The following is a 24,025-nucleotide window of genomic DNA, read 5'->3' as shown; positions in this document are numbered from 1 at the left end:
TACGACTACACGCAAGTGCTGTCATTTTGCCAGTATGTGGCGCGACTTGGATAGGGCGCGCTCAAACTGGTTTCAGGCTTGGCTGCGGGTGCTTGGCTTGGCCAGGCGTGAGGTGGAGCCTTGAGCGTTGTAGAGAGCCGGAGGCTCGCCGCCGTGGAGGATACGCAACTGATTGGCGGTCGTGGCTTGCTGAAGCTGGATGGCCTGGCCGTTGAGGAGGTTGGTTTCCTGGCACAGGGTCAGCAACTGGTTGAGTTCTTTGCTCTGGGCCAGCAACTGGTCGCCCACCGTGGAGTGGCTGGCGAGTTGTTCCAGGCCCTTGTGGTCGGCCGTGAGGCCCAGGCTGATCAGAATCTGGCTGCGCTTCTTGCCGTGCTGTTCCAGCAGGACGATCAGCGATTGCTTGCGCGCCAGGATTTCTTCCAGCATGCGCATGTCCCGGCCGTACAGGGCCAGTGATTCTTCTCGAAGGAGCTCCAGCAGCTGCTGTGCGGGAGGCAGGTCTTCAATGATCAGTTGTAGCAAGTTTTCGTCGTGCATGGCTGGCCTTGGGGTTTAAGCGTCCAAAAGCCTGGCGCAGGCCTTTGCCTAGCGCTCGGCTTCGAAGTTAAGCAGTTTGCTGGCTACACGGTTGCTGTCGACCTTATAGCTGCCATCGGCAATCGCCTGTTTCAATTCGGCCACACGGGCTTTATTGACAACTGGCTGATCGCTCAGCGAGTCAGTGACCTTCTGCAACTGTTGAGCCTCATTGCTCAGGTGTACCGATTCCCCGCTTTGGCTCGCACCGGCCTGTTCTGTCTTGGCAGGCAGAGGCTGGGACTTGGCTTCAACGCTGTCTTTGGCACCGTTGGTGCGCGAAGAACCGGGCGTTGGCAGGGCGTTATTCAAACGACTGAAATCGATGACCATGTTAAAAAAACCTCTGGGTATTTGGACGCTTGCCATGTTTTCGGCCATACCCGGACAAACTTTAGGCTCGATTGACAATAAACCTATGCGCGATGCCGCTTTGCGCACAGTGTAGGAAAAGCTGGCGTCCGATGCCAGTGATCTATAAAGCCACCTCAACCTGCCCCGGCGCAGTCACCCGGGCCTTGATCACGCGGTTGGAATTCAGGTTCTTGACGCGAATCTGTTCACTCATGCCGCCGTTGGACAGGGCTTCCCCCGGCATTTTTACATTCAGGCCACCGCTGCTGGCGGAAATCACCACCTGGTCACCTTTGCGCACGACTTCGGCCTGCTCGAGATGGACCAGGGTAATCACCTGGTCGGCGACCATTGGTCGGGTAAGTTTCTGCCCGAGTGCCTGGTCAAGGGACGTGAGGTAGCTCTGGGTGATCATGCTGATGTCGCGCTCGCGCATCGCGACGTCATCATAACCAATGATTCCGGTACGTTTCAGCGGGCGCGTCACCACCACCACTTCGCGAAACAGTTTGACCTGGGCCGGCACGAACACCGTCCAGGGCGAGGCGCCTTCGCAGCGCACTTTCACGGTCACGCGCCCGATGGGCTGGGCGGGGCTTTCCAGGGAAGCTGTCAATTCTCTGTCGCACATGGGCATGCGCAGGCGCGGATCCAGCTGGTTGACCTGGATTTCGTAGCGGCCCGGTGTCTGCGTCGTGGCCAGATAATCTTCTACAGTGAACTCAAGAAAGCCTTGAGTGACGCCGATAAGCAGATCAGGCAAGGTGACGTTATCGGCGCGGGCCGGCTGGCCCGTAGCCAAGGCAAGCAACGCCATCGAGACGCAGAGCAATCTGCGGTACTGTGGGGATCGGAGGCGTCGGGAAACTGTCGTTTTGATGTCCATGGCCAATAAAAAAGCAAAGCTCGTGCCGTTTAGTGTTGGGTACGCGTCGTACCCCTAAGTTTTAGCGTAGGAGTCTGGGCATGGCCGGTGTAATGGATTCAGTGAACCAGCGCACACAGCTGGTGGGGCAGAATCGCCTGGAGTTGCTGTTGTTCCGTCTGGACGGCAAGCAGCTGTACGGGATTAATGTCTTCAAGGTTCGCGAAGTGTTGCAGTGTCCCAAGCTGACAATAATGCCCAAGTCCAGCCCGGTGGTTTGCGGTGTGGCGAACATTCGTGGCGCGACCATCCCGATTCTTGACCTGGCAATGGCCACCGGTTCGGCGGGGTTGCAGGACCGCGAGAGCCCGTTCGTGATCATTACCGAGTACAACACCAAGACCCAGGGTTTCCTGGTGCGCTCGGTGGAGCGCATCGTCAACATGAACTGGGAAGAGATCCATCCGCCGCCCAAGGGCACCGGTCGCGATCACTACCTCACGGCGGTGACGCGGGTCGACAACCAGTTGGTGGAAATCATCGACGTGGAGAAAATCCTCGCCGAAGTGGCCCCGACCTCCGAGGCGATATCGGTGGGTGTGGTAGACGCCGAAACCGCGCACAAGGCGATCTCGCTGCGGGTGCTGACGGTGGACGACTCTTCGGTTGCGCGCAAGCAGGTGTCCCGTTGCCTGCAGACCGTTGGGGTCGAAGTGGTAGCACTCAATGACGGTCGCCAGGCCCTGGATTACCTGCGCAAGCTGGTGGATGAGGGCAAGAAGCCGGAAGAAGAATTCCTGATGATGATCTCCGACATCGAGATGCCGGAAATGGACGGCTACACCCTCACGGCCGAGATACGCAACGACCCACGCATGCAAAAACTACATATCATCCTGCATACTTCGTTGTCGGGTGTATTCAATCAGGCGATGGTCAAGAAGGTCGGTGCCGATGACTTCCTGGCCAAATTCCGCCCTGATGACCTCGCATCCCGGGTAGTCGACCGGATCAAGGCAGCAGATCACGGCTAGGGGCCTTTTCCCTGGCGGTCACACGATTTAAGAGGCGGTATCATTGTCTACGGGTAATTTGGATTTCGAACAGTTCCGGGTCTTCCTGGAAAAGGCCTGTGGCATATTGCTCGGTGAAAACAAGCAGTACCTGGTATCCAGCCGTCTCAACAAACTGATGGAGCAGCAAGGCATCAAGTCCCTCGGGGAGTTGGTGCAACGGATCCAGGGCCAGCCACGCAGCGGGCTCAAGGAGATGGTGGTCGACGCCATGACCACCAACGAAACCTTGTGGTTTCGCGATACCTATCCGTTTGAAGTGCTCAAGAACAAGGTGCTGCCCGAGGCGATCAAGGCCGCTCCCGGCCAGCGCCTGCGCATCTGGTCGGCCGCCTGTTCGTCGGGACAGGAACCGTATTCGATTTCGATGGCTATCGATGAGTTCGAGCGGACCAACATGGGCCAGTTGAAGGCCGGGGCGCAAATCGTGGCCACGGATTTGTCCGGCACCATGCTCACCAACTGCAAGACCGGCGAGTACGACAGCCTGGCGCTGGGGCGCGGGTTGTCCCAGGAGCGCTTGCAGCGTTTCTTCGATCCCAAGGGAGCAGGGCGTTGGGCGGTCAAGGCGCCGATCAAGAGCCGGGTGGAGTTTCGTTCGTTCAACCTGCTGGACAGTTATGCCAGCCTGGGCAAGTTCGACATGGTGTTTTGCCGCAACGTGCTGATCTACTTCTCGGCCGAGGTGAAGAAAGACATTCTGTTGCGCATCCACGGCACCCTCAAGCGTGGCGGTTATCTGTTCCTGGGGGCTTCCGAGGCGCTGAACGGTTTGCCGGATCATTACCAGATGGTGCAGTGCAGTCCTGGAATCATTTACCAGGCCAAGTGATGAGTGCTTGGACAAAAAGGGAGGCCTGCACAGGCCTCCCTTTTTTTATGGCCGCAAAGCGGCAAGCCCTCATTGCCGCTTTACTGGCGTTTCGCGGAAACCCTTTGCCGCTTTTCTGGCATTGCCGCCGGCAATTCCCTCGCAAACCCTTGATTTACGGGGCTCAAGCAACTTGGCATGGCCCTTGCTAAATTCTTGTTACGAAAAGCAGGTCAGCCCCTAAAGGTTTCCGCCATGAGCATCAGCTTCGATAAAGCGCTCGGTATCCACGAACAAGCACTGGGCTTTCGCGCCCAGCGTGCCGAAGTCCTGGCCAACAACATCGCCAACGCCGACACCCCGAACTACAAGGCTCGGGACCTGGACTTCTCTGCCGTGCTCGCCGCCCAGCAAGACAAGACCAAGAACGGCACCTTCGCCCTGAACATGACCAACAGCCGTCATATCGAGGCGCAAGGCCTGGGCAATGGTGACGAGTCGCTGCTGTATCGCACGCCGATGCAACCGTCGATCGACCAGAACACCGTGGACGCCCAGTTGGAGCAATCGGCCTACGCCGAGAACTCAGTGAACTTCCAGGCCAGCTTTACCCTGCTCAACAGCAAATTCAAAGGGCTGATGTCAGCCCTGCGTGGAGAATAAGCCATGTCCCTCGCCAGTGTTTTCAATATTGCCGGTAGTGGCATGAGTGCGCAGACCACGCGCCTCAACACCGTCGCCAGTAACATCGCCAACGCCGAGACCGTGTCTTCGAGCATCGACCAGACCTACCGTGCCCGGCACCCGGTGTTCGCCACCATGTTCCAGGGCGGCCAGGGCGGCCAGAGTGGCAGCGGCGATTCGCTGTTCCAGAACCAGGATGCCGCAGGCCAGGGCGTGCAGGTGCTCGGTGTGGTCGAAGACCAGAGCAACCTCGAAGCCCGCTACGAGCCGAACCACCCTGCCGCGAACGAAAAAGGGTACGTGTACTACCCCAACGTCAACGTGGTCGAGGAAATGGCCGACATGATTTCCGCCAGCCGCTCGTTCCAGACCAACGCGGAAATGATGAACACCGCCAAAACCATGATGCAGAAGGTCCTGACCCTGGGTCAGTGATAAGGGGCGCCAAATAATGGCCATTGTTGATAACAGTTCGACGAACACGGCAGTCCAGGACCTTTTTAACTCCAAGGTCAAGACGGCGACAGATAACACCAGCGTCGGTGACGCCGCCAAGTCGGCGACGGGCAACCAGGCGATGGGCAAGGACGCGTTCCTGCAATTGCTGGTGACCCAGCTGAAAAACCAGGACCCGCTGTCGCCCCAGGACAATGGCGCGTTCGTCGCACAGTTGGCGCAGTTCAGCAGTCTGGAAGGCATCAACAACCTGAATGACTCGGTGAATGCGATTTCCAGCAACTTCAGCTCCTCCCAGGCGCTGCAGGCTTCGTCGCTGGTGGGGCGTTCGGTCATCACCCAGACCGACAAGGCGATGGTGGATACCAGCAAGAGCATGACCGGTTCCGTGGCGGTGACGGCGGCGACGGGCAACGTCTCCGTCAAGATCACCGACAAGGATGGCAACGTCGTTCGCACCATCGACATGGGCGCCCAGAGCGCCGGCAACTCCAGCTTCGTCTGGGACGGCAAGACCGATGCGGGTGAGACGGCGCCACCCGGCACCTACACCTTCAATGCCACCACCAAGAATGACAAGGGTGACTCGGTGGCCCTCGCCACCTCGCTGCCGGCAACGGTGACCAGCGTAACCCTGGGCACGAACGGCGCTGAAATGGTGCTGAACCTGGCGGGCGGCCTGGGCAGTATCAAGCTGTCGCAAATTCAGACTATCGGTACATAGAGCCGGCTAAATACGGCAAAAGGAGAGAACAATGTCTTTTAATATCGGCCTTAGCGGCCTCTATGCGGCCAACAAACAACTGGACGTGACGGGTAACAACATCGCCAACGTCGCGACCACCGGCTTCAAGTCGTCCCGTGCGGAATTCGCGGATATCTACGCGGCTTCCAAGCTGGGTACCGGCCAGAACAGCATCGGCAATGGCGTGAACCTGGCGGCCGTGTCCCAGCAGTTCACCCAGGGTGACGTCAACAACAGCGGCGGCACGCTCGACATGGCGATCCAGGGCGGCGGCTTCTTCGTGCAGAAGGGCAGCGACGGTTCGCTGGAATACACCCGCAACGGTGCGTTCCGGGCCGACAAGGACGGCTACATCACCAACAACACCGGCACCTCGCGCCTGCAAGGCTACGCAGCGGATGCCGATGGCAACATCCAGAAGGGCGGCTTGACCGACCTGCAGCTCAACCTGTCGTACCTGCCGCCGAAGGCTTCGAGCAAGGTGGATTCCACCAGTAACCTGAACTCCTCCGAGACGGCGATCGACCAGACGGCGCACCCGTTTGATCCGACCAAATCGGACAGCTTCACCACTCAATATTCCACCACGCTCTACGATACGCAGGGCAACGCGCATCCGATGGTGCAGTACCTGGTGAAGACCGACTCCAACACCTGGAAGTCCTACACCCTGATCGATGGGCGCAACCCTGACGGCTCGCCGATCAGCGGCACCGGTGCTGACGTGAAGGCGCCAGTCGCCTCGACGCTGTCGTTTGACACCTCCGGCAAGCTGACCGGGATCGTTACCCCGCCAGCCACCGCTTCCAATACCACCCTGACCATTTCCGACTGGAAGCCGGGCGGCCTGGTCAATGGTGTCTGGACGCCTAATGGTGCGGCCGCCAACGCAGACGGCGTGGCCGTCAACATGGGGAACATCACCCAGTACAACTCGGCCACCTACCGCAACCCGCCGACCACCGATGGCTACGCCACCGGGCAAATCACCGGGCTGAAAATCGACGGCAGCGGCGTACTGTTCGCCACGTTCAGCAACCAGCAGAGCAAGGCCATCGGCCAGATCTCCCTGGCCAGCTTCAACAACGAGCAGGGCCTGCAGCCAGCCGGCGGCACCACCTGGAAAGAAACCTTCGCGTCGGGCCAGCCGGGTTTTGATACCCCGCAAGTCGGTACCCTGGGTTCGATCGTGGCCAACTCCCTGGAGAACTCCAACGTCAACCTGACCAACGAGCTGGTGGACCTGATCAAGGCCCAGAGCAACTATCAGGCGAACGCCAAGACCATCTCCACCCAAAGCACCATCATGCAGACCATCATTCAGATGACCTGATGTTGTCGCTTTAACTCGCTTTACCGAAAAGCCCCTCGCGTGAGGGGCTTTTTTTTGGACGTTCAGATAACGCCTATAGGCGGGGGCGTCACAGGCGGATACACGGCTGTCGGAACGGTACAAGGCCAGCCGGGCGATATCTGGAGCGGATTCAGTCAGGGCCCTGGCGGCAACTGCATCACTGTTTCAGCGATAAAAGCCGCCATGATGCACGTCGGCCAGAAGCCCACCGATGTTTTCAAGGAGGTGAAATACGTGCGCGAATCGCGACGGTGTTGTTCCAGGCAAAAGAAAACCCCCGATACGCCGTAGGCCTATCGGGGGTTTTTCAACCTTGGGTGGTTAGACCCAGGGTGTGCTCAGCTTATTGGCAAGCTTCGCAATCCGGCTCGTCGATCGCGCAGGCTTTAGGCACTGGCGCCGGGCCGGCAGGTGCGGCGAGAACCGAATCATCACCGTGGTTGCCGCCGCTGGAAACAGCGTTCAGCTTGCCGGTGTTGATGGTCGACTTCTCGGTGCTGGTGGCAGCCAGGGCACGGAGGTAGTAAGTGGTTTTCAGGCCACGGTACCAGGCCATGCGGTAGGTCACGTCGAGCTTCTTGCCCGATGCGCCGGCGATGTACAGGTTCAGCGACTGAGCCTGGTCGATCCACTTCTGGCGACGGCTGGCGGCGTCGACGATCCACTTGGTGTCCACTTCGAAGGCAGTCGCGTAGAGCTCTTTGAGTTCTTGCGGGATGCGCTCGATCTGCTGCACCGAACCGTCGTAGTACTTCAGGTCGTTGATCATGACCGAGTCCCACAGGCCACGGGCTTTCAGGTCGCGAACCAGGTACGGGTTGATCACGGTGAATTCGCCCGACAGGTTCGATTTCACATACAGGTTCTGGTAGGTCGGTTCGATCGACTGCGACACGCCAGTGATGTTGGCGATGGTGGCGGTCGGTGCGATGGCCATGATGTTGGAGTTACGAATGCCTTTCTGCACACGGGCACGTACCGGCGCCCAGTCCAGGGATTCGTTCAGGTCAACGTCGATGTACTTCTGGCCACGTTGCTCGATCAGGATCTGTTGCGAATCCAGCGGCAAGATGCCTTTGGACCACAGCGAACCCTGGAACGTCTCGTAGGCGCCACGCTCGTCGGCCAGGTCGCAGGAAGCCTGGATCGCGTAGTAGCTGACCGCTTCCATGGACTTGTCGGCGAACTCGACTGCAGCGTCCGAACCGTAAGGAATGTGCTGCAGGTACAGCGCGTCCTGGAAGCCCATGATGCCCAGGCCGACCGGACGGTGCTTGAAGTTGGAGTTCTGCGCCTGGGGTACCGAGTAGTAGTTGATGTCGATAACGTTATCGAGCATGCGAACGGCGGTGTTCACGGTGCGTTCCAGCTTGGCGGTGTCCAGCTTGCCGTTGACGATGTGGTTCGGCAGGTTGATCGAGCCCAGGTTGCAAACGGCGATCTCGTCCTTGTTGGTGTTCAAGGTGATCTCGGTGCACAGGTTCGAGCTGTGGACCACGCCCACGTGCTGCTGCGGGCTGCGCAGGTTGCACGGGTCTTTGAAGGTCAGCCATGGGTGGCCGGTTTCAAACAGCATGGAGAGCATTTTGCGCCACAGGTCTTTGGCCTGGATGGTCTTGAACAGCTTGACCTTGCCCGGGTATTCGGTGAGGGCTTCGTAGTACTCGTAGCGCTCTTCGAAAGCCTTGCCGGTCAGGTCGTGCAGGTCCGGTACTTCGGATGGCGAGAACAGGGTCCACTTGCCGTCATCGAAGACGCGCTTCATGAACAGGTCAGGGATCCAGTTGGCGGTGTTCATGTCGTGGGTACGACGACGGTCATCACCGGTGTTCTTGCGCAGCTCGATGAACTCTTCGATGTCCATGTGCCAGGTTTCCAGGTAGGCACATACAGCGCCCTTGCGCTTGCCACCCTGGTTCACGGCTACGGCGGTGTCGTTCACTACTTTGAGGAACGGTACAACGCCCTGGGACTTGCCGTTGGTGCCCTTGATGTACGAACCCAATGCACGCACCGGGGTCCAGTCGTTACCCAGGCCGCCAGCGAATTTGGACAGCATGGCGTTGTCGTGGATCGCGTGGTAGATGCCCGACAGGTCATCCGGCACGGTGGTCAGGTAGCAGCTGGACAGCTGTGGACGCAGGGTACCGGCGTTGAACAGGGTCGGGGTCGACGACATGTAGTCGAAGGACGACAACAGGTTGTAGAACTCGATGGCACGGTCTTCTTTCTGCTTCTCTTCGATCGCCAGGCCCATGGCCACGCGCATGAAGAACACTTGCGGCAGTTCGAAGCGGATCCCGTCCTTGTGGATGAAGTAACGGTCGTACAGGGTTTGCAGGCCCAGGTAAGTGAACTGCTGGTCGCGCTCGTGGTTGATCGCCTTGCCGAGTTTTTCCAGGTCGAAGGTGGCCAGGATCGGGTTCAGCAATTCGAATTCGATACCCTTGGCGATGTAGGCCGGCAGGGCCTTGGCGTACAGGTCGGCCATCTCGTGGTGGGTGGCGCTGTCGGCGACTTTCAGGAAGCCCAGGCCTTCGGCACGCAGGGTGTCCATCAGCAGACGCGCGGTGACGAACGAGTAGTTCGGCTCACGCTCGACCAGGGTACGGGCGGTCATCACCAGTGCGGTGTTGACGTCGGTCAGGGCCACGCCGTCGTACAGGTTCTTCAGGGTTTCGCGCTGGATCAGGTCGCCATCGACTTCTTCCAGGCCTTCGCAGGCCTCGGTGATGATGGTGTTCAGGCGGCCCAGGTCCAGCGGTGCAAACGTACCGTCGGCCAGGGTGATGCGGATCGACGGGTGAGCTTGTACGGCAGCTTCTTCGGCCGGGGAACGTACGGCACGTTCCTTGGCGCGGGAGTCACGGTAGATCACGTAGTCGCGGGCGACTTTCTGCTCGCCGGCACGCATCAGGGCCAGTTCGACCTGGTCCTGGATTTCTTCGATGTGAATGGTGCCGCCCGATGGCATGCGACGCTTGAAGGTTGCGGTGACCTGTTCGGTCAGGCGGGCAACGGTGTCGTGGATGCGCGACGAGGCAGCAGCGGTGCCGCCTTCAACTGCAAGAAACGCTTTGGTGATCGCGACGGTGATTTTGTCATCGGTGTAAGGAACGACAGTGCCGTTACGCTTGATCACGCGCAATTGGCCGGGCGCGGTGGCGGACAGATCCAGGTTCGAATCAGCGGCCTGCGGCACGGAGCCCTGCGGGTTCTCGCGAGTTGTGTCGGTTTGCATGGGGGGTTGTCTCCACATTCTATATTTATTTGGGCACCATCACGGTGCCCACCGTTCCGTCCTGAAGCACTTACAACAGGCCAGGGGCCTGGCATAACAACTTCGGGACAGGAGGAAGGGAGCTGTTCGCGCCGCTTCCATGCCGAAGTCTTCGGTTACAAGCCTTGGGGCTCTTTACCGTATTCCTGGTGGGTGACAGTTTCGTACTGCAACACCCGTACCGTTTTCGCCTGATCGGGGCAGAAAACGGCTGCCATCCGCGTGCGCGGTTTGGTCTTCTGAAAAAGGCTTAAGTTCACCAAACAGGGGCAAAAAAGAGCTTGAGTTTCTTGTCTGATTTGTGTTTGGTCTTTTCGCTGAAAACCCTACATGTAGGGTTTTTTTGGCGACGACCTACAAGATAATGCGTTTTGGGGGGCTTAGCAACGGACTACCTGTGGATAACGCTGTGGGTAAAATGTGTATGAAACGTGGAATGGCCGTGTAGGCCGCAGTACTGCTGCATTGCGCCGTTTGTCACCGAATATTCCGAGGTAAAAACAACCGGTTGGATTTTTGCGGGCGCGAACCCTATCACAAAAAAACACGATGTCCGAACGCATTTGCGCGCTTGTGGCAGAGGGCCGGCCCGTTGCTACAATCGGCGGTTATCCATACAGTTTATGCCTCGCCTACATGACAACTGTAGGAGCGGGCTTGCCCGCGAAGGACGTCAACGATGACGCTGGAAACCTGAATAAGCGCGGCGCCCTCGAGTTTTCTCGGGCAAACCCGCCCCTACAATAATTAGAACCGAGGTAACGCATGGAGCAAGAAGCCTGGCAGGTATTGATTGTCGAGGACGACGAGCGACTGGCCGAGTTGACCCGTGACTACCTGGAGAGCAACGGCTTGCGGGTGTCGGTGGAAGGCAATGGCGCCCTCGCGGCGGCGCGGATCATCGCCGAGCAGCCGGACCTGGTGATCCTCGACCTGATGTTGCCCGGTGAAGACGGCCTGAGCATTTGCCGCAAGGTGCGCGAGCACTACGACGGGGTGATCCTGATGCTCACCGCGCGCACCGACGACATGGACCAGGTCCTGGGCCTGGACATGGGCGCCGACGATTACGTGTGCAAACCCGTGCGTCCTCGCCTGTTGCTGGCACGCATCCAGGCCCTGCTGCGGCGCAGCGAAAGCGTCGAGCCGGCACTCCCCGAAAAACAGCGGCGCCTGCAATTCGGCCCGCTGGTGGTGGACAACGCCCTGCGTGAAGCCTGGCTGCACGAAGGCGGCATCGAACTGACCAGCGCCGAATTCGACCTGCTGTGGCTGCTGGTGGCGAATGCCGGGCGGATCCTGTCCCGGGAAGAAATCTTCACTGCCTTGCGCGGCATTGGCTATGACGGCCAGGACCGCTCTATTGACGTGCGAATCTCGCGCATCCGCCCGAAAATCGGCGACGATCCGATCCACCCACGCCTGATCAAGACCATTCGCAGCAAAGGCTATCTGTTCGTCCCCGAAGCCGCGGCTGACCTGACGCCGTGAACTCAATCTTCCTGCGCATCTACGGCGGCATGTGCGCGGCGCTGATTCTGGTGGCGTTGCTCGGCGTACTGGCCTTGCACCTGCTCAATGAAGTGCGCAGCGGCCAGTACCGCGAGCGCCTGGCCCACGGCACCTTCGCGCTGATGGGCGACAACCTGCAACCCATGAGTGCCATCGAGCGCCGCCGCGCCCTGGCAGTGTGGGAGCGCTTGCTGGGTATCCCGCTGCAATTGCAGACCGTGGCGGAGGCGCACCTGGACCTGACCCAGCGTAGCCGTCTGCAACGCGGCCAGGTGTTGGTGGAGCAAACCGGGCCTCATGCGGCCAGGGTGCTGCGCTTGGTCAGTGACCAGGAGCAACTGTTGCTGACCGGTGAAGTGCAGCAAATCAGCGAACAACTGGCGCGCGCGACGATTTACCTGCTGGCCGATGAGCTGGTGCGTTTCCCGGTGGCGGAGCAACCGCAGAAACTCGCAGACCTGAAGGAAGCCAAGGGCTTTGGTTTCGAGATGCACCTGGTGATGCTCAATCAGGCTGATATGGACGAAGACCAGCGCCGCCGCGTGTCCGAAGGCGATACCGTGATGGCCCTGGGCAAGGGTGGGGATTCGATCCGGGTATTTGCCGGCATGGTCGGCACGCCGTGGGTCCTGGAAATCGGCCCGCTGTATCAGATGAATCCGTACCCGGCGCAATGGCTGATCCTGATTGCGCTGATCAGCCTGACCTTGATCGGCTTGATCGTCTATTTATTGGTGCGCCAGCTGGAGCGGCGCTTGAGTGGCCTGGAAGCCGCCGCCACGCGCATCGCCAAAGGCAGCCTGGAAGTGCGGGTGCCGGCCCGCGGCGCCGATTCGGTGGGGCGCCTGGCGGCAGCGTTCAATGGCATGGCCGAGCACCTGCAACGCCTGTTGGCAATTCAGCGCGAACTGGTGCGGGCGGTGTCCCACGAACTGCGCACCCCGGTGGCGCGCCTGCGGTTCGGCCTGGAGATGATCGGCGACGCGGCCACGCCTGAAGCGCGGCGCAAGTATATGGAGGGCATGGACAGCGACATCCAGGACCTTGATGGCCTGGTGGACGAAATGCTCACCTATGCGCGGCTGGAACAGGGGGCGCCGGCACTGAATTTCCAGCGGGTCGACCTCAATGCGTTGCTGGATCAGGTGATTGATGAACTGTCACCGCTGCGCCCGGAAATCAACGTGGCGCGGGGCATCTGCCTGTCCTCGGCACATTGGGACGATGCATGGGTGGAGGCCGAGCCGCGTTACCTGCACCGTGCCCTGCAAAACCTGGTGAGCAACGCCATGCGCCACGCCCAGGGGCAGGTGGTGATCAGTTACCAGGTGGGCCAGGTGCGTTGCCGCATCGACGTGGAAGACGACGGGCCGGGCGTACCGGAAAGTGCCTGGGAGCGGATTTTCACGCCGTTCCTGCGCCTGGATGACAGCCGGACCCGCGCGTCGGGTGGGCACGGCCTGGGGTTATCCATTGTGCGGCGGATCATCTATTGGCACGGCGGCCGGGCGTTGATCAGCAAGAGCAACAATTTGGGTGGCGCATGTTTCAGCCTGAGTTGGCCACGGGATCAGGAGAAGGTCTAGGCCTGGACGGCCACCAGGCTCAACAACTGCCCCTCATCCACCGCAAACTGCGCCTCCAGTTCCTTGCCATGGCACCATTCTGCGGACAAGTCCGTCAGCAACCGCAGCCGCGCATGGCCGGTATCCGACCACTCCAGCAACTCGGCATGCTCAAAATAAAAGCGCTTCTGCACGATCGGGTAGAGCGCCTTGAACAGGCTCTCTTTCGCCGAAAACGTCAGCGTCACCAGTTGCGCAACCTGCTCCCGCGGCCCGGCGGCCATGCGCAGCAATTCATCCGGTGTGAGGATCTCCCCGGCCAGGCGTTCCGCCCGCTCCAGGGTCAGCAGGTTCTCCAGGTCCATCCCCAGCCCGCGCCACTGTGACTTGTGGGCGACGATGGCCGCTGCATGGCCGGTGCTGTGGGTGATCGAACCACTGATGTGCGCGGGCCAGACCGGCGCGCGGTCCTCGCCGATCGCCGGTACGCAATCCAGCCCGTCCAGCTGTTGCAGGGCCGCGCGGGCGCACAGGCGACCGGCCAGGAACTCCGCCTGCCGCTTGGCCACCGAACGCTGGATGCTCGCGGGTGGCGGCACGGCGCTGCGCTGGAAATCGCCGATGGCCAGCAGGGCCGGGTCAAAACGGGTGCTCAGCAAGACCGTGCCGGGCAAGGCATCGGGCAACGGCCAATGGGCGTCAAGTGGGGTGCAGCAGGCGGGTAGGGAATTCATGCCGGGTATTTTGCCGAGTTGCAGGGCCGCTGGATAGCCTGCGGCCGGGGATACGTAAATAACTCTTTACACAGTAGCCGGCCTCGGTTCAGCCCAGGTTCAGAGAGTGTTCAGGGGGAGTTCAGGGGCGTCTGCGTAGTCTGGCCCCGTACCCAAAGCCCAAGCGTATGAGGTAGAACCATGACTGCGATCAAGAAGCTGATGTTGGCCTTAACCATGCTCAGCGCCACCGCTGGCGTCCAGGCCTCTGATTCGAGTTTCGCGGGTTTCTCCAAGGAGAAGAGCAAAAAACCCTACAGCCTTCTCCAGCGGGTGAGCTTCGAGGATGCTGGTGAACAGGCGGCTCCATGGGGCCAGTCCCTGGGCCAGCACACCCCGCAGTCAGACTACCGCGTGGGCAATGAAAACCTGTCAGGTCACTTCAACGGCAGTAAATTGCGCCAGCAAGACCTGCAGGGCCGCTATGATATACCCCAGTTGGAAAGTTGATTTGCCTTGGAGAGCTTTATGAAATTGCTGGTTGTCGAAGATGAGGCGTTGCTGCGCCATCACCTGTTGACCCGCCTTACCGACAGCGGTCACGTGGTCGAGGCCGTCGCCAATGCCGAAGAGGCGCTGTACCAGACCGGGCAATTCAACCACGACCTGGCGATCATCGATTTGGGCCTGCCCGGCATGGGCGGCCTGGACCTGATCCGCCAATTGCGCGCCCAGGCCAAGACCTTCCCGATCCTGATCCTGACCGCCCGTGGCAACTGGCAGGACAAGGTTGAAGGCCTGGCAGCGGGTGCCGACGACTACGTGGTCAAGCCGTTCCAGTTCGAAGAGCTGGAAGCGCGGATGAACGCACTGTTGCGCCGCTCCAGCGGTTTCACCCAATCCACCATCGTCGCCGGGCCGTTGCTGCTGGACCTCAATCGCAAGCAGGCGTCCCTCGACGAACAGCCACTGGCGCTGACCGCCTACGAATACCGCATCCTCGAATACCTGATGCGGCATCACCAGCAAGTGGTCGCCAAGGACCGCCTGATGGAACAGCTCTACCCCGATGACGACGAGCGTGATCCGAACGTGATCGAAGTGCTGGTGGGCCGCCTGCGCCGCAAGCTGGAAGGCCCGGCGGGTTTCAAGCCGATCGACACCGTGCGTGGCCTGGGCTACCTGTTCAATGAGCGCTGCCGTTGATTCGCTCGCTACGTGTACGTTTGATGCTCGCGGCCACCATCCTGGCCGTGCTGTTTATGCTGGCCTTGTTGCCGGCCATGCAGGGCGCCTTCAGCCTGGCCCTGCAGGACTCCATCGAGCAGCGCCTGGCGTCGGATGTCACGACGCTGATTTCGGCTGCCCGGGTTGAAAACAATCGCCTGCTGATGCCCGCGCAGCTGCCGGACGAGCGTTTCAACCTCACCGACAGCCGCCTGCTGGGCTACATCTATGACCGCGAAGGCCATTTGGTCTGGCGGTCGCGCGCCACCCAGGAAGAAAACATCAACTACAAGCCGCGCTATGACGGGCGCGGCAACGAGTTTGCGCGGATCCGCGAGGCCAACGGCCAGGAATTTTTTGTCTATGACGTCGAGGTCAAGCTGCTGGGCGGCAAGAGCGCGGCGTTCAGTATCGTCGCCCTGCAACCGGTGCGTGAATACCAACTGACCCTCGAAGGCCTGCGGGAAAACCTCTACCTGGGCTTCGGCGCCGCCTTGCTGGTGCTGCTGACCCTGTTGTGGCTGGGCCTGACCTGGGGCCTGCAGGCGCTGCGCCGGCTGAGCCAGGAACTGGATGAAATCGAAGGTGGTACCCGGGAAAGCCTCAGCGAGCAACACCCGCGCGAGCTGCTGCGCCTGACCGGCTCCCTGAACCGGTTGCTCCACAGCGAGCGGGAGCAACGCACCCGTTACCGCGATTCCCTGGATGACCTGGCCCACAGCCTGAAAACCCCGTTGGCGGTGCTGCAAGGCGTGAGTGAAGACATGGCCCAACGCCCCGAAGATCGGGACCAGGCCTGGGTACTGCAATCGCAGATCGAACGCATGAGCCAGCAGATCAGCTACCAATTGCAGCGCGCCAGCCTGCGTAAAAGCGGCCTGGTGCGCCACCAGGTGCGGCTGGAGCCGGTGCTGCAAAGCCTGTGCGACACGCTGGACAAGGTTTATCGCGATAAGGGCGTGAAGGTCGCCTTTGAACTGCCGGACGAATGCGACGTGCCGATCGAGAAGGGCGCCTTGCTGGAACTGCTCGGCAACCTGCTGGAGAACGCCTATCGCCTGTGCCTGAGCGAAGTGCGCATCACCTTGCAGGAAAGCCTGGAGGGCACCGAGTTGTGCATCGAAGACGATGGCCCCGGCGTGCCGCCGGACCAGCGTGCGCGCATCCTGCAGCGGGGCGAGCGGCTCGACCGCCAGCATCCGGGGCAGGGGATTGGCCTGGCGGTGGTCAAGGACATCATTGAAAGCTATGGCGCCCGGCTGACCCTTGGGGATTCACCGCTGGGTGGGGCTGCGTTCAAGATCCACTTCCCGGCTGTTTGATCTTTATTGACTGTGCCGGCCTCTTCGCGAGCAAGCCCGCTCCCACATTCTATGGCATTCCCAAGGTGGAACTCGGTCAAATGTGGGAGCGGGCTTGCTCGCGAAGAGGCCAGTCGCATCAATACACACCTAGGTTTCTTGTGCTCTATAGGCCCCCGGCGTCAGCCCGGTCCACTTCTTGAACGCCCGATGAAACGCCGACGGTTCGGAAAACCCCAGCTGCTCGGCGATCTCCTGCAACGACAAATCCGCCCGCCCCAAATGATAGATCGCAATGTCCCGGCGCAACTCATCCTTGAGCGCCTGAAAGCTGGTGCCTTCCTCCCGCAAATGCCGACGCAGGGTCTGCGGGCTGATATGCAGGTGCTGGGCGACGGCTTCGAGGTCAGGCCAGGGCGTGCGGTCGCGGCTCAATAGGCGGCGCAACTGGCTGCTCAGGCTGTCGCCTTCATCCGGCCGCGACAGCAGGTCGGCCGGGGAGCGTTCGAGGAAATGCTTGAGGGTGCGCTCGTCCTGCAACAACGGCAGGCTCAGGTAGCGGCTGGGGAACACCAGGCTGCTGGTGGGCGCCGCGAATACCTGCGGGCAGGGGAACAGCAAGTCGTACTCACCGGCGTGGGGCGGCGTCGGGTAGCTGAAGGTGGCCTGATGCAGGCGGATGCGCTGGCCAATCAGCCAACTGCCGAGGCGGTGCCAGATCACCAGCAGGCATTCGCTGAGGAAGTGATCCGGGTCCCAGAGCTGCGAATCGTCCAGGCTCAGGCGGGCCATTTCTCCTTCACGTGTCAGACGCCAGCGCGGACCCTGCGGGAATAGGCTATAAAATAATAAGCCGCGTTCCAGAGCCTTCTCCAGGGTGCGGCAGTGAATCAGCGCGTGGCACATCATGGCGAAAGTGCCGCGCTTGCTCGGGCCTTCGGCGAAGCCCAGGTATTCGTCATCCAGCGCCAGCCACAGCATTTGCAACAACTGGGTGAATTGCTCGGGGGCGATGCGGGCGCGGGGCTCGCTCAGCAGTTCCGCAGTGATGCCGACCTGCTGCAGCAGGCCTGAATAATCGTAGCCGGCCCGGCGAGCACCGCCGAGGGCGGCTCGGGCGTAGTGACTGGCGATGGTTCGTTCACGCATGAGGGGCCTCGTCCATTGAGTGGCGGATGTTAGCCACCCCGGGCGGGTGCAACAAGGCGGATATCCGCCAAATTGTAGGACGAGATCAGGCGAGCAGGCGGAAATCCGCCACTGTCTGTAGGCATAACCTTAAGCTGGAAATCGCCCGAGCGCTGATGTCTAAAGGCCTTCAGGGGGTTTCAGCAGAAGTGGCACGACGCTTGCGATACAGAGCGCAGGGAGACCGCCTCGAGCAGGCTCTCAAACAACAAATCCCTCCAGTGCAGGAGGGTTCGCAATTCAAGTGTCGTGGGCAATGGCGGATATTTGCCACACGGGACGATTGAGGAACTTTGCAATGACGACTCGTCAGCCACTGTACAAATCCCTGTATTTCCAGGTGATCGTTGCAATCGTTATCGGTATTTTGCTCGGTCACTTCTACCCGCAGACCGGCGTGGCCCTCAAGCCACTGGGTGACGGCTTTATCAAGCTGATCAAAATGGTCATCGCCCCGATCATCTTCTGCACCGTTGTCAGCGGCATCGCTGGCATGCAAAGCATGAAATCGGTCGGCAAGACCGGCGGCTACGCGCTGCTGTACTTCGAAATTGTCTCCACCATCGCCCTGCTGATCGGCCTGGTCGTGGTCAACGTCGTGCAACCGGGCGCCGGCATGCATATCGACGTGGCTACCCTGGACGCCTCCAAAGTCGCGGCCTACGTGACTGCCGGTGCCGACCAGAGCATCGTTGGCTTCCTGCTGAACGTGATCCCGAACACCATCGTTGGCGCGTTCGCTACCGGTGACATCCTGCAAGTGCTGATGTTCTCGGTGATCTTCGGTTTCGCCCTGCACCGCCTGGGTGCCTACGGCAAGCCGGTGCTGGACTTCATCGATCGTTTCGCCCACGTGATGTTCAACATCATCAACATGATCATGAAGCTCGCGCCACTCGGTGCCCTGGGCGCCATGGCGTTCACCATCGGTGCCTACGGCGTAGGTTCGCTGGTGCAGCTCGGTCAGCTGATGATCTGCTTCTACATCACCTGCATCCTGTTCGTGGTGCTGGTATTGGGCGCCATCTGCCGCGCACACGGCTTCAGCGTCCTGAAACTGATCCGCTACATCCGTGAAGAACTGCTGATCGTACTGGGTACTTCCTCGTCCGAATCCGCACTGCCACGCATGCTGATCAAGATGGAACGCCTGGGCGCCAAGAAGTCGGTAGTCGGCCTGGTTATCCCGACTGGCTACTCCTTCAACCTGGACGGTACTTCGATCTACCTGACCATGGCTGCCGTGTTCATCGCCCAGGCGACTGACACCCACATGGACATCACCCACCAGATCACCCTGTTGCTGGTACTGCTGCTGTCGTCCAAGGGCGCTGCTGGCGTGACGGGTAGTGGTTTCATCGTACTGGCCGCTACCCTATCGGCTGTTGGCCACCTGCCGGTTGCCGGCCTGGCGCTGATCCTGGGTATCGACCGCTTCATGTCCGAAGCCCGCGCACTGACCAACCTGGTTGGCAACGCTGTTGCAACCCTGGTTGTGGCCAAGTGGGTCAAGGAACTGGACGAAGACAAGCTGAAAGTCGAACTGGCTTCCGGTGGTCGCGGTATCTCCGACACCCGTGAAGAAGACGACCTGGGCGTGGCCGAAGGCCCGGCTCCAACCGCCGTCAAGTAAGGCTGCAGCGTTTGTGAAAAACCCATCTTCGGATGGGTTTTTTTATGCCTTCGGGAAGCATCAGTCACTTCGGATGATGGTTTATGTGATTGCCGCCGACCGCCGGGTTTGCCTACTCTGTGGCCAATCGAATCGGAATCGGAGTCCGCATGTCAGGTCCCTTGGCGTCCCTCAAAGTACTGGATTTCTCCACCTTGCTGCCGGGGCCGTTCGCCTCGTTGCTGCTGGCCGACATGGGCGCCGAGGTGTTGCGCATCGAATCCCCCACGCGCATGGACCTGCTGCGAGTACTGCCGCCCCATGACCAGGGCGTGTCGGCCAGCCATGCCTATCTGAACCGCAACAAACGCAGCCTGGCCCTGGACCTCAAGCAGGCCGAGGCGGTGGCGATCGTGCGGCAACTGGTGGCGGACTACGACATCGTCCTCGAGCAGTTCCGCCCCGGGGTCATGGAGCGCCTGGGCCTGGGTTACGAGGCGTTGAAGGCGATCAACCCAAAGCTGATCTACGTCTCCATCACCGGCTACGGCCAGACCGGCCCCTACAAGGATCGCGCCGGCCATGACATCAATTATCTGGCCCTGGCAGGCATTGCCAGTTACACCGGGCGCCAGGACAGCGGGCCGTTGCCCTTGGGTGTGCAGTTGGCGGATGTGGGGGGCGGCTCGTTGCACGCGGTGATCGGTTTGCTGGCGGCGGTGATTGCCCGGCAGCACAGTGGGGTGGGGCAATACCTGGACGTGAGCATGACCGATTGCGCCTTCAGCCTGAATGCCATGGCCGGTGCCGGTTACCTGGCGTGCGGCGTGGAGCCGGCATGGGAGAACCAGGTGCTCAATGGCGGCAGTTTCTATGACTATTACCGATCGCGGGAAGGACGCTGGTTGTCGGTGGGCAGTCTGGAGCCGGCGTTTATGCAGCAGTTGTGTACGGCCCTTGGCCGCCCTGAATTGGCGGCAATGGGCCTATCGCCCAAACCCGAGCAGCAGAAAGCCCTCAAGCTGGCGCTGCAGGTCGAGTTCGAGAAACGTAGCTTTGATGAGCTGTGTGAGCTGTTTGCCGGGATTGATGCGTGTGTCGAGCCGGTGCTGAATCTGAGCGAGGCCGTTGAACACCCGCAGTTGAAAGCCCGGGAGCTGGTCAGCCAGGTGCCGCGGGGCGATGGTTCCAGCCAGGCGCAAATCGCCTGCCCGATGAAGTTTTCCGAGGGCTTGCCGGCGGCCAGGCACATAGGCGCGGCGGTGGGCGCTCACAGCGATGAGGTGTTGGCGGAGTTGGGCTTCAGTGCTCAGCAGATAGATGATCTGCGGCGTGCCAAGGTGATTCAGTAGCGCCTGGGCCGGCCCCTTCGCGAGCAAGCCCGCTCCCACATTCAACCGAGTTCCATCGTTGGAATGCGATCAAATGTGGGAGCGGGCTTGCTCGCGAAGAGGGCCTTACAAGCACCACAAACCTCACTCGACGCGGGTTTCCCCGGTAAACACCAAAGTCTGCCGGCACCTGCGGCACAAATACCGCCGCCCCTGGCCCACCAACCCGTGACGCTGGGGCGAAAACGGGAAGTCACTGTCGGCACACGGACAGCGGTAGATATACCGCGTGACGCGCCGCCGCTGGATTTCATAGGTGTGGCAGCGGTCCGGCGGCAGTTCGTAAACCCCACGCATGATCAACTGCCATTCCTCGCCATGGGGCTGGATGCGCTCGCCGAACAATTGGTGGGCAATCAGGTGGGCCACTTCATGGGCGACTGTCTGTTTAAGGAAGTGTTGGCTGTTTTCACGGTACAGCTGCGGGTTGAAGCGCAGCAGGTTCTCGTGCAAATGCGCGACACCGGCCTTCTGGCCCCGCAGCTTGAGGCTGACCTGGGGGCGTTTGAAGCTTCGTTTGAAAAAGGATTCGGCTTGCAGGAAACAATCTTCGACGCGGGTATTGAGTTGCTCGGGCATGCTGTACATATCTCCAGAGATGTCCAGTATGCCGCAAACAAGGGTGTATCCGAATCTGTCAGGCGCCGAATGGTCATGCATAACGCACAAAGCCACCTTGCGGTGGCTTTTCCTGCGGGTAAACCGCGTCAGTTGGTGTAGATCGGGCCTACGCCCAGCCCCCAGACGATCACGGTAAAGGCCATGATCGCCACCAGCACCACCAGGCCTACCGCCAGTACCGAGCTGGAAAACAGGAAGCCCTCGTCCGGGTGGATGTTCATAAAGGTCGGCAGCCCCACGTACAGCAGATACACCGTGTAGCAAATGGCCGCCGTGCCCACCACCATGCCCAGCCACATATGCGGGTACAGCGCCGCCAGCCCGCCGATAAACAGCGGTGTCGCGGTGTAGGTGGCAAACGCCACGCAGCGCGCCATGCTGGGGTTGGCGTCATAGGTGCGGGCCATCCAGTGAATGAACGCGCCCATCACCGCCACGCCGCCGAGCATCGCCGCGTAGGACATGAGGGTCATCCACAACGCGCTTTCCACCGTCAGCATCACCGGGGCGCGGCTGCCGATGACCCAACCCACCTGAGTGGTACCGATAAAGGCTGAGACAGCGGGGATGGCCGCGAGAATCAGCGTGTGGGTGAGGTACATGTGGCCGATGCTTTCTTCTTTATCGCCACGAATTTCCCGCCATTCCTGATCGGGGTGGGTGAAAAGTCCCACGACGTGATGGATCATGCCAGTCACTCCTGTCGTTATTACCATCGCCCCCCAGCGGAGCGCCCACGGGCCAATTGGCCTGAAAGGTCTGGATATATGTGCGACCTTATGTCGCAGTATAGGAAGTGATGACCGGAAAAAGTGTGGGGCTTTAGAGCAAATTGCGCTGTAAACATTGGGCTTAATCGCGGCGGGGTCTGTTGATTGGAATGCGGTCAACTGTGGGAGCGGGCTTGCTCGCGAATGCGGTGGGTCAGCTAAACACCTGGCGAATGACACTTCGCGTTCGCGAGCAAGCCCGCTCCCACATTGGAACTCGGTCGTCCATCCCGGTAAAATACCCGGCTTTTCGTCACACACCTTTCGCGGATCCAAGCGCCATGGGCACTCTTACGGTCAACCAGAACAAACTGCAAAAACGCCTGCGTCGCCTGGCCGGCGAGGCAGTCGCCGATTTCAATATGATCGAAGAGGGCGACAAGGTCATGGTCTGCCTGTCCGGCGGCAAGGACAGCTACACCATGCTCGACGTGCTGATGCACCTGCAAAAGGTCGCGCCGATCAAGTTCGACATCGTTGCCGTGAACATGGACCAGAAGCAGCCGGGTTTTCCCGAGCATGTACTGCCGGCCTACCTCAAGGAATTGGGGATCGAGTACCACATCGTCGAGAAAGACACCTATTCGGTGGTCAAGGAGCTGGTCCCGGAAGGCAAGACCACCTGCTCGCTGTGCTCGCGCCTGCGCCGTGGCACGCTCTATACGTTTGCCGACGAAATCGGCGCGACCAAGATGGCCCTCGGTCATCACCGCGATGACATCGTCGAAACCTTCTTCCTCAACATGTTCTTCAACGGCAGCCTCAAGGCCATGCCGCCCAAGCTGCGGGCCGATGACGGGCGCAACGTGGTGATCCGCCCACTGGCGTACTGCCATGAGAAGGACATCCAGGCCTACTCCGACCTCAAGCAATTCCCGATCATCCCGTGCAACCTCTGCGGCTCCCAGGAAAACCTGCAGCGCCAGGTGGTCAAGGACATGCTCCAGGATTGGGACCGCAAGACCCCGGGCCGCGTCGACAGCATCTTCCGCAGCTTGCAGAACGTGCAGCCGTCGCAGTTGGCTGACCGTAACCTGTTCGACTTCACCAGCCTGCGTATCGACGAAAGTGCGGCGTCGCGCTTCGTCAACGTAGTGAACCTCTGAGTGTTTTCACCGCTCTGACAGACGGCGCTCCTGGGCGCCGTTTTCATTTCAATCCTTAGGAGAGGGCATGCGCGATTACAAGTGGCTGCACGAATATTGTCTGAACCGGTTTGGTTCGGCGGCCGAGCTGGAAGCCCACCTGCCTGTGCCCCTGACCCCGGCGAAACTGCGCAAGATCAGCGATGACCGCTACCTGTCGACCCTGTCGCTGCGGGTGTTTCGTGCCGGCCTGAAGCACAGCGTGGTGGACGCCAAGTGGCCGGCCTTCGAGCAGGTGTTCTTTGGGTTTGACCCGGAAAAAGTCGTACTCATGGGCGCCGAGCACCTGGAGCGGCTGATGCAGGACACGCGCATCATCCGTCACCTGGGCAAGCTCAAGAGCGTGCCGCGCAATGCGCAGATGATTCTGGATATCGAGAAGGAAAAAGGCAGCTTCGGCGGGTTTATTGCCGACTGGCCGGTGACCGATATCGTCGGCCTGTGGAAGTACCTGAGCAAGCACGGCCACCAGTTGGGCGGGCTGTCGGCGCCACGCTTTTTACGGATGGTGGGCAAGGACACGTTCGTGCCGAGCTATGACGTGGTGGCGGCGCTGAATGCGCAGAAGATCGTCGACAAGGTGCCCACCAGCCTGCGGGACCTGGCCACGGTGCAGGGCGCGTTCAACCAGTGGCATGCCGAGAGCGGGCGGCCGATGTGCCAGTTGTCGATGATGCTGGCTTACACCGTGAATCATTGATACCGGGTTGATGCCATCGCAAGCAAGCCAGCTCCCACACTTGGAATGCATTCCTCTGTGGGAGCTGGCTTGCCTGCGA

General features: G+C 60.5%; 23 protein-coding genes. 15 read left to right on the top strand and 8 right to left on the bottom strand.

Annotated elements, in window-relative coordinates; genetic code table 11:
* Positions 1-72: 72 nt before the first annotated feature.
* The 3 genes from flgN to flgA form a co-directional block, all read right to left on the bottom strand.
* Positions 73-540 carry a flagellar protein FlgN gene (gene flgN / locus HX805_RS09710; RefSeq protein WP_003214256.1) on the bottom strand — a complete coding sequence of 156 codons (468 nt, stop codon included), beginning with the start codon at positions 538-540 and terminating at the stop codon, positions 73-75.
* A 48-nt stretch (positions 541-588) separates the two neighbouring features.
* Positions 589-912: a flagellar biosynthesis anti-sigma factor FlgM gene (gene flgM / locus HX805_RS09705; protein ID WP_003214254.1), complete on the bottom strand. Its 324-nt coding sequence runs from the start codon at positions 910-912 to the stop codon at positions 589-591.
* Between the two features lie 142 nt (positions 913-1,054).
* Positions 1,055-1,819: a flagellar basal body P-ring formation chaperone FlgA gene (gene flgA, locus HX805_RS09700; RefSeq protein WP_032899382.1), complete on the bottom strand. Its 765-nt coding sequence runs from the start codon at positions 1,817-1,819 to the stop codon at positions 1,055-1,057.
* Between the two features lie 80 nt (positions 1,820-1,899).
* On the opposite strand from flgA, the gene HX805_RS09695 reads away from it, so the two are divergent.
* From HX805_RS09695 to flgE, 6 genes are all read left to right on the top strand, one after another.
* Entirely contained in the window at positions 1,900-2,832 is a 933-nt protein-coding gene (locus HX805_RS09695; RefSeq protein WP_003214250.1) for a chemotaxis protein CheV, read from the top strand.
* Positions 2,833-2,875: 43 nt separating this feature from the next.
* Positions 2,876-3,703, top strand: coding sequence for a protein-glutamate O-methyltransferase CheR (gene cheR, locus HX805_RS09690; RefSeq protein ID WP_003214248.1), 828 nt, complete (start codon positions 2,876-2,878; stop codon positions 3,701-3,703).
* Between the two features lie 234 nt (positions 3,704-3,937).
* Positions 3,938-4,345: a flagellar basal body rod protein FlgB gene (gene flgB / locus HX805_RS09685; protein WP_003214246.1), complete on the top strand. Its 408-nt coding sequence runs from the start codon at positions 3,938-3,940 to the stop codon at positions 4,343-4,345.
* Between the two features lie 3 nt (positions 4,346-4,348).
* On the top strand, positions 4,349-4,801 hold the full coding sequence (gene flgC / locus HX805_RS09680; RefSeq protein WP_003214244.1) for a flagellar basal body rod protein FlgC: 453 nt from the start codon (positions 4,349-4,351) through the stop codon (positions 4,799-4,801).
* A 16-nt stretch (positions 4,802-4,817) separates the two neighbouring features.
* Positions 4,818-5,546, top strand: coding sequence for a flagellar hook assembly protein FlgD (flgD, locus tag HX805_RS09675; protein WP_003214242.1), 729 nt, complete (start codon positions 4,818-4,820; stop codon positions 5,544-5,546).
* A gap of 31 nt (positions 5,547-5,577) precedes the next feature.
* Positions 5,578-6,900 (top strand): flagellar hook protein FlgE, encoded by a 1,323-nt coding sequence (gene flgE, locus HX805_RS09670; protein ID WP_177081056.1) that lies wholly within the window; start codon positions 5,578-5,580, stop codon positions 6,898-6,900.
* Positions 6,901-7,264: 364 nt separating this feature from the next.
* Here flgE and HX805_RS09665 read toward each other — a convergent pair whose 3' ends face one another.
* Positions 7,265-10,162, bottom strand: a complete 2,898-nt coding sequence (locus tag HX805_RS09665; protein WP_008435294.1) for a ribonucleoside-diphosphate reductase subunit alpha — start codon at positions 10,160-10,162, stop codon at positions 7,265-7,267.
* 804 nt (positions 10,163-10,966) lie between these two features.
* Here HX805_RS09665 and HX805_RS09660 point away from each other — a divergent pair.
* Positions 10,967-11,692, top strand: coding sequence for a response regulator (locus tag HX805_RS09660; RefSeq protein ID WP_177022205.1), 726 nt, complete (start codon positions 10,967-10,969; stop codon positions 11,690-11,692).
* Entirely contained in the window at positions 11,689-13,299 is a 1,611-nt protein-coding gene (locus HX805_RS09655; protein WP_177081055.1) for an ATP-binding protein, read from the top strand. The genes HX805_RS09660 and HX805_RS09655 overlap by 4 nt, the downstream gene beginning before the upstream one ends.
* Here the strand turns inward: HX805_RS09655 and HX805_RS09650 are convergent.
* Positions 13,296-14,012: a 4'-phosphopantetheinyl transferase gene (locus HX805_RS09650; RefSeq protein WP_102369713.1), complete on the bottom strand. Its 717-nt coding sequence runs from the start codon at positions 14,010-14,012 to the stop codon at positions 13,296-13,298. The two genes, HX805_RS09655 and HX805_RS09650, sit on opposite strands and share 4 nt — an antisense overlap.
* 180 nt (positions 14,013-14,192) lie before the next feature.
* Between HX805_RS09650 and HX805_RS09645 the strand changes: the two genes are divergently transcribed.
* The 3 genes from HX805_RS09645 to HX805_RS09635 are packed head-to-tail and all read left to right on the top strand — an operon-like array spanning position 14,193 to position 16,540.
* Positions 14,193-14,501, top strand: coding sequence for a hypothetical protein (locus HX805_RS09645; protein WP_003214230.1), 309 nt, complete (start codon positions 14,193-14,195; stop codon positions 14,499-14,501).
* An 18-nt stretch (positions 14,502-14,519) separates the two neighbouring features.
* On the top strand, positions 14,520-15,197 hold the full coding sequence (locus HX805_RS09640; protein WP_003214228.1) for a response regulator transcription factor: 678 nt from the start codon (positions 14,520-14,522) through the stop codon (positions 15,195-15,197).
* Complete coding sequence (locus tag HX805_RS09635) at positions 15,194-16,540, top strand: ATP-binding protein (protein WP_023659245.1); 1,347 nt, start codon at positions 15,194-15,196, stop codon at positions 16,538-16,540. Before HX805_RS09640 ends, HX805_RS09635 begins: the two co-directional genes overlap by 4 nt.
* A 129-nt stretch (positions 16,541-16,669) precedes the next feature.
* Here the strand turns inward: HX805_RS09635 and HX805_RS09630 are convergent, their stop codons facing one another.
* Positions 16,670-17,668 carry an AraC family transcriptional regulator gene (locus HX805_RS09630; protein WP_003214223.1) on the bottom strand — a complete coding sequence of 333 codons (999 nt, stop codon included), beginning with the start codon at positions 17,666-17,668 and terminating at the stop codon, positions 16,670-16,672.
* 337 nt (positions 17,669-18,005) lie between these two features.
* On the opposite strand from HX805_RS09630, the gene HX805_RS09625 reads away from it, so the two are divergent.
* Positions 18,006-19,340, top strand: coding sequence for a dicarboxylate/amino acid:cation symporter (locus HX805_RS09625; protein ID WP_008435307.1), 1,335 nt, complete (start codon positions 18,006-18,008; stop codon positions 19,338-19,340).
* A gap of 149 nt (positions 19,341-19,489) precedes the next feature.
* A complete protein-coding gene (locus tag HX805_RS09620; RefSeq protein WP_177116825.1) occupies positions 19,490-20,671 on the top strand; it encodes a CaiB/BaiF CoA-transferase family protein in 1,182 nt (393 codons plus the stop codon).
* 123 nt (positions 20,672-20,794) lie between these two features.
* Here the strand turns inward: HX805_RS09620 and HX805_RS09615 are convergent, their stop codons facing one another.
* Positions 20,795-21,289: a SprT family zinc-dependent metalloprotease gene (locus HX805_RS09615; RefSeq protein ID WP_004371405.1), complete on the bottom strand. Its 495-nt coding sequence runs from the start codon at positions 21,287-21,289 to the stop codon at positions 20,795-20,797.
* A 128-nt stretch (positions 21,290-21,417) separates the two neighbouring features.
* Positions 21,418-22,020 (bottom strand): Yip1 family protein, encoded by a 603-nt coding sequence (locus tag HX805_RS09610; RefSeq protein WP_004371402.1) that lies wholly within the window; start codon positions 22,018-22,020, stop codon positions 21,418-21,420.
* Positions 22,021-22,382: 362 nt separating this feature from the next.
* On the opposite strand from HX805_RS09610, the gene ttcA reads away from it, so the two are divergent.
* Together ttcA and HX805_RS09600 are read left to right on the top strand one after the other, a co-directional pair.
* Positions 22,383-23,207, top strand: a complete 825-nt coding sequence (ttcA, locus tag HX805_RS09605; protein ID WP_008435321.1) for a tRNA 2-thiocytidine(32) synthetase TtcA — start codon at positions 22,383-22,385, stop codon at positions 23,205-23,207.
* Between the two features lie 67 nt (positions 23,208-23,274).
* A complete protein-coding gene (locus HX805_RS09600) occupies positions 23,275-23,946 on the top strand; it encodes a DNA-3-methyladenine glycosylase I (protein WP_004371396.1) in 672 nt (223 codons plus the stop codon).
* Positions 23,947-24,025: the final 79 nt, after the last annotated feature.

The organism is Pseudomonas sp. G5001 (assembly GCF_013385475.1).
Lineage (GTDB): Bacteria > Pseudomonadota > Gammaproteobacteria > Pseudomonadales > Pseudomonadaceae > Aquipseudomonas.
The sequence above is the reverse complement of the archived record's forward strand: the minus strand, read 5'-3'. Positions and strand labels throughout refer to the sequence as shown.

What these genes read in the sequence shown, in the direction of transcription:
- HX805_RS09645 (WP_003214230.1), top strand. Translation starts at nt 14,193, where the DNA reads ATGACTGCGATCAAGAAGCTGATGTTGGCCTTAACCATGCTCAGCGCC.
- HX805_RS09615 (WP_004371405.1), bottom strand. Translation starts at nt 21,289, where the DNA reads ATGCCCGAGCAACTCAATACCCGCGTCGAAGATTGTTTCCTGCAAGCC.
- HX805_RS09620 (WP_177116825.1), top strand. Translation starts at nt 19,490, where the DNA reads ATGTCAGGTCCCTTGGCGTCCCTCAAAGTACTGGATTTCTCCACCTTG.
- HX805_RS09610 (WP_004371402.1), bottom strand. Translation starts at nt 22,020, where the DNA reads ATGATCCATCACGTCGTGGGACTTTTCACCCACCCCGATCAGGAATGG.
- flgC (WP_003214244.1), top strand. Translation starts at nt 4,349, where the DNA reads ATGTCCCTCGCCAGTGTTTTCAATATTGCCGGTAGTGGCATGAGTGCG.
- flgM (WP_003214254.1), bottom strand. Translation starts at nt 912, where the DNA reads ATGGTCATCGATTTCAGTCGTTTGAATAACGCCCTGCCAACGCCCGGT.
- HX805_RS09660 (WP_177022205.1), top strand. Translation starts at nt 10,967, where the DNA reads ATGGAGCAAGAAGCCTGGCAGGTATTGATTGTCGAGGACGACGAGCGA.
- ttcA (WP_008435321.1), top strand. Translation starts at nt 22,383, where the DNA reads ATGGGCACTCTTACGGTCAACCAGAACAAACTGCAAAAACGCCTGCGT.
- HX805_RS09650 (WP_102369713.1), bottom strand. Translation starts at nt 14,012, where the DNA reads ATGAATTCCCTACCCGCCTGCTGCACCCCACTTGACGCCCATTGGCCG.
- HX805_RS09640 (WP_003214228.1), top strand. Translation starts at nt 14,520, where the DNA reads ATGAAATTGCTGGTTGTCGAAGATGAGGCGTTGCTGCGCCATCACCTG.
- flgE (WP_177081056.1), top strand. Translation starts at nt 5,578, where the DNA reads ATGTCTTTTAATATCGGCCTTAGCGGCCTCTATGCGGCCAACAAACAA.
- HX805_RS09625 (WP_008435307.1), top strand. Translation starts at nt 18,006, where the DNA reads ATGACGACTCGTCAGCCACTGTACAAATCCCTGTATTTCCAGGTGATC.
- HX805_RS09600 (WP_004371396.1), top strand. Translation starts at nt 23,275, where the DNA reads ATGCGCGATTACAAGTGGCTGCACGAATATTGTCTGAACCGGTTTGGT.
- HX805_RS09695 (WP_003214250.1), top strand. Translation starts at nt 1,900, where the DNA reads ATGGCCGGTGTAATGGATTCAGTGAACCAGCGCACACAGCTGGTGGGG.
- flgN (WP_003214256.1), bottom strand. Translation starts at nt 540, where the DNA reads ATGCACGACGAAAACTTGCTACAACTGATCATTGAAGACCTGCCTCCC.
- flgB (WP_003214246.1), top strand. Translation starts at nt 3,938, where the DNA reads ATGAGCATCAGCTTCGATAAAGCGCTCGGTATCCACGAACAAGCACTG.
- flgA (WP_032899382.1), bottom strand. Translation starts at nt 1,819, where the DNA reads ATGGACATCAAAACGACAGTTTCCCGACGCCTCCGATCCCCACAGTAC.
- HX805_RS09665 (WP_008435294.1), bottom strand. Translation starts at nt 10,162, where the DNA reads ATGCAAACCGACACAACTCGCGAGAACCCGCAGGGCTCCGTGCCGCAG.
- HX805_RS09630 (WP_003214223.1), bottom strand. Translation starts at nt 17,668, where the DNA reads ATGCGTGAACGAACCATCGCCAGTCACTACGCCCGAGCCGCCCTCGGC.
- flgD (WP_003214242.1), top strand. Translation starts at nt 4,818, where the DNA reads ATGGCCATTGTTGATAACAGTTCGACGAACACGGCAGTCCAGGACCTT.